This window comes from Methylobacterium oxalidis (genome assembly GCF_007992195.1).
GTDB lineage: Bacteria > Pseudomonadota > Alphaproteobacteria > Rhizobiales > Beijerinckiaceae > Methylobacterium > Methylobacterium oxalidis.
This window is the reverse complement of the sequence record NZ_BJZU01000118.1, coordinates 1-4435: the sequence shown is the minus strand read 5'-3', so window position 1 is coordinate 4435 and position 4435 is coordinate 1. Positions and strand designations below refer to the sequence as shown.

Sequence of the window (4435 nt, the reverse complement as noted above, 5' to 3'; positions counted from 1 at the left end):
AGCCCGCGCCCGATCTTTTCGGGTCCGCGCAGGCGAAGCCAGCGCCCACCTCTCCCGTTCGGGAGAGGTCGAGCTCGGAGCGCGCTTCTTCCGCCCATGTCCGGGGATCCGCCGCGCGTTCAAGGCCGGTTCAACCGCGACGGCGCAGTGCGGTGGCGGATCGCCTCGCGCGCGCCAGATGGAGTCGGCGATCCGAAGGTTCCGGCGGCCGCCTCGATAACGGCACGATCCGGGGACAAAGACCGGTCGAACGACGGCACCCGACCGAGGGGCCGGAAACGGAGCAGCGTCAGCCCGATGAGCAGTGTCGCCGAGATGAGCCGGCCCCGCGCGGACCTGCGCGCGGACGCGTCGCCGCTCGCCGGGCGCGCCTTCCTGCGGGGTGAGGTTCGGCCGGACCTCATCCGCGACGAGGTGCTGGCGGACATCTTCCTGGCGAGCGCGGCCGCGCGGCAGGACCATCCCGCCCTGATCGACGGGTCGATCCGCGACGCCGAGGGCCGCCACCCGCACCTGACCTACGCCGAGATGGCCGAGCGCGCCCGCGGGATCGCCCGCGGCCTCGCCCATCGCGGCATCGGGCCGGGCCACGTCGTCGGCCTCTGGATGGCGCGCAGCCCCGATCTCCTCGTCGCCCAGGTCGGCATCACCCTGTCGGGGGCCGCCTGGCTGCCCTTCGATGCCGAGGCGCCGGCCGAGCGCGTCGCGGTCTGCCTGCGCGACGCCGAGGCGCGCGCCCTCCTCGTCTCGCCCGCCCTGAAGCCCGAGGCGCCGGACGCCGCCCCCGCCCTCACGCTCGCCGACCTCGCGCGCGAGACGCCGGCCGAGGCGCCGGTGCCGGACCCGCGGGCGGCCGGCCTCACCCCGGAGCACCCGGCCTACCTGATCTACACCTCGGGCTCGACCGGCGTGCCGAAGGGCATCGTCATCAGCCACGCCAACATCTGCCACTTCCTGCGCTCCGGGAACGCCCTCTACGGCATGCGCGCCGACGACGTGGTGTTCCAGGGCGCCTCCGTCGCCTTCGATCTCTCGATGGAGGAGATTTGGGTTCCCTACCTCGTCGGGGCGACCCTGTTCGTCGCCTCGCCCGCCATGATGGGCGACGTCGAGGCGCTGCCCGACATCCTCACGCGGGCGGGCTGCACCGTCATCGACACGGTGCCGACGCTGCTCGCCATGATCAGCCGGGACCTGCCCAGCGTGCGCCTCGTGCTCCTCGGCGGCGAGGCGCTGCCGGAGCCCCTCGTCGCCCGCTGGGCGACGGCGGAGCGGCGGCTCTTCAACACCTACGGCCCCACCGAGGCGACGGTGGTGGCGACCGCGGCCGAGATGCGCCCCGGCGAGCCGGTCACGATCGGCGGCCCGATCCCGAACTACACGATCTACATCGCCGACGAGGGCCTGAACCTGCTCGGGCCGGGCGAGCAGGGCGAGCTCCTGATCGGCGGCCCCGGCGTCGCCCGGGGCTACCTGCAGCGGCCGGAGCTGACGGCCGAGAAGTTCGTCGCCAACCCCTTCGCGGCGGACGGCGGCGACCCGGTGCTCTACCGCTCGGGCGACGCGGTCTCCCTCGACCGGGCCGGCAACATCCTGTTCCACGGCCGCATCGACGATCAGGTCAAGATCCGCGGCTTCCGGGTGGAGCTCGGGGAGATCGAGGCGCGCATCCAGGCGCAGCCGGGCGTGAACCAGGCCGCGGTCGTCCTGCGCCAGGACGACGGCGTCGACCGGCTCGTCGCCTTCCTGGTGCCCGAGCGCGGCGCCGCCATCGACAAGGGCGTCCTGCGCCAGACGCTCGCCGGCCAGATGCCGCCCTACATGGTGCCGGGCCATTTTGAGTTCACGGACGTCCTGCCCCGCCTCACCTCCGGCAAGGTCGACCGCAAGGCCCTCAAGGTCGCGTCCCTCACGGTGGCGAGCGTCGAGGGCGAGCAGGAGCCGCCGCGCAACGAGACCGAGGCCGCCCTGCTGGCCGCGGCCAACCAGGTCTTCGGCGCCCAGCCGATGCCGCTGGAGGGCGACTTCTTCGCTGATCTCGGCGGCCACTCGCTGCTCGCCGCCCGCTTCGTCTCGGCGGTGCGCGAGACGCCCGCGCTGGCGGCCATCACCCTGCAGGACGTCTACGGGAAGCGCACGCTCCGGGCGATGGCGGAGGCGCTCATCGAGCGCACCGGCGGCGTCGGCTCGGAGGCCGCCACGCGCGACCTCGGCTTCGCGCCGCCCCCGCTCCTGCGCCGGGCCCTGTGCGGCCTCGCCCAGGCCGTCGCGCTGCCCTTCGTGATCGCGCTCGCCACCTCGCAGTGGCTCGGCATCTTCGTCACCTACCTGCTGCTCACCGGCGGCTCGCTCGGGTTCTTCGGCGAGATGGCGGTGCTGCTCCTCGTCTACATCGGCATCAACGCCGTCACCGCCTGCACGGCGCTCGTCGGCAAGTGGCTCGTGCTCGGGCGGACGCGGCCCGGCCGCTACCCGCTCTGGGGCGTCTACTACTATCGCTGGTGGCTGTCGCAGCGGCTGACGCCCCTCGTCCACGTGAAGTGGCTGCAGGGCTCGCCGGCCATCGCGATCTACCTGCGGTTGCTCGGCGCGAGGATCGGCCGAGACGCGCTGATCTCGGACATCGAGGTCGGGGCGCCGGACCTCCTCAGCATCGGCGACGGCGCCTCGCTCGGCGGGCGCCTCGTCGTCGCCAACGCGGAGGTGGTCGGCAACGAGCTGGTGATCGGCCGCGTCGATATCGGGCGGGACGTCTCGATCGGCACGTCCTGCGTCGTCAGCCACGACACGGTGATCGGCGCCGGCGCCGAGATCGCCGACCTGACCACCGTGCCGGTCGGAAGCCGCGTCGGCGCGGGCGAGCGCTGGGACGGCTCGCCCGGCCGCAAGGTCGGGATGGCGGAGCCGGACGACACCGTGCCCGCCACCGCCTCGCCGGCCCGCCGCGCCGCCTTCCTCGCCGTCTACGCGCTGCTTCTCGCGGCGATCCCCGCGGTCGGGCTGCTGCCGATCTTCCCGGCCTTCTTCATCTTCGACCAGATCAGCGACAATCTCGGCGCGCTGACCGACATCGACTACCACTGGTACCTGCCGCTCCTCACCTGGCCCACCGCCATGCTGATGACGGCCGGCACCGTGCTGCTGATCGCCGCGATCCGCTGGCTCGTCCTGCCCCGGGTGAAGTCCGGCACGTGGTCGATCTGGTCCGGCTTCTACCTGCGCAAATGGACCGTGGCGCTCGCCGCCGAGGTGACGCTGGAGACGCTCTCCTCGCTCTTCGCCACCGTCTACATGCGGGCGTGGTACCGGCTCATGGGCGCCCGGATGGGGCAGGGCGCCGAGATCTCCACGAACCTCGCCGGACGCTACGACCTCGCCGACATCGGGGCGCGCAACTTCATCGCCGACGAGGTCGTCTACGGCGAGGAGGAGATCCGCCGCGGCTACATGCACCTGGAGCCGGTGCGCACCGGCGCGCGGGTCTTCGTGGGCAACGACGCGGTGGTGCCGCCGGGCGCCGTGATCCCGGACGACGTGCTCATCGGCATCAAGTCGAAGCCGCCGGCCAACGACATGCTGGCGCCGGGCGACACGTGGTTCGGCTCGCCGCCGATCAAGCTGCCGGTCCGCCAGAAGGTCGACCTCGGCTCGCTCGCCCAGACCTACGAGCCGGGCCTCGGGCCGAAGCTGCGCCGCGGCGTGTTCGAGGCCTTCGCGACCTCGTTCTCGCCGATGCTCTACATCACGCTCGCGATCACCGCGATCGACTTCTACTTCTACCCCGCGATCCTCGCCGAGGACTGGACGGGCCTCGCCGTCAGCTTCGTGGCCGTGAGCGTCGTGATCGCGCTCATCCAGTCGTCGGCCGTCATCGGCATGAAGTGGCTGCTGATGGGCCGCTACAAGCCCGGCATGCGGCCGATGTGGTCGTGGTGGGCCATGCGAACGGAGGCGATCGCGGTCGCCTACTGGGGGCTCGCCGGCAAGGTCCTCCTGGAGCACCTGCAGGGCACGCCGTTCCTGCCCTGGGTGCTGCGCCTGTTCGGGGTGCGGGTGGGGCAGGGGGTCTGCATGCTGACCACCGACGTCACCGAGTTCGACTGCGTCAGCATCGGCGACTACGCCACGATCAACCGCACCTCGGCGCTGCAGACCCATCTCTACGAGGACCGGATCATGAAGGTCGGACGGGTCGAGGTCGGCCGGGGCGTCTCGGTCGGCGCCTTCGCCACCGTGCTCTACGACACCCGCGTCGGCGACTACGCGCGGCTGCGGCCCCTCACGATCGTGATGAAGGGCGAGTCGATCCCCGCGCACACCGAGTGGGAGGGCGCGCCCGCCGTGCCCGTCGTGCACGCGGCGCCGGCGAGGGACGCCGCCTGAGACCCGTCCCGAAGAACAGGCGCGGGTCCCCTCTCCCGTTCGGGAGAGGGAC

The 4435-nt window shown here is 72.5% G+C and carries 1 protein-coding gene; it reads left to right on the top strand.

Annotated elements, in window-relative coordinates:
• Positions 1–297: 297 nt before the first annotated feature.
• Positions 298–4383, top strand: coding sequence for a Pls/PosA family non-ribosomal peptide synthetase (locus MOX02_RS23420; RefSeq protein ID WP_147028240.1), 4086 nt, complete (start codon positions 298–300; stop codon positions 4381–4383).
• Positions 4384–4435: the final 52 nt, after the last annotated feature.

What these genes read in the sequence shown, in the direction of transcription:
- MOX02_RS23420 (WP_147028240.1), top strand. Translation starts at nt 298, where the DNA reads ATGAGCAGTGTCGCCGAGATGAGCCGGCCCCGCGCGGACCTGCGCGCG.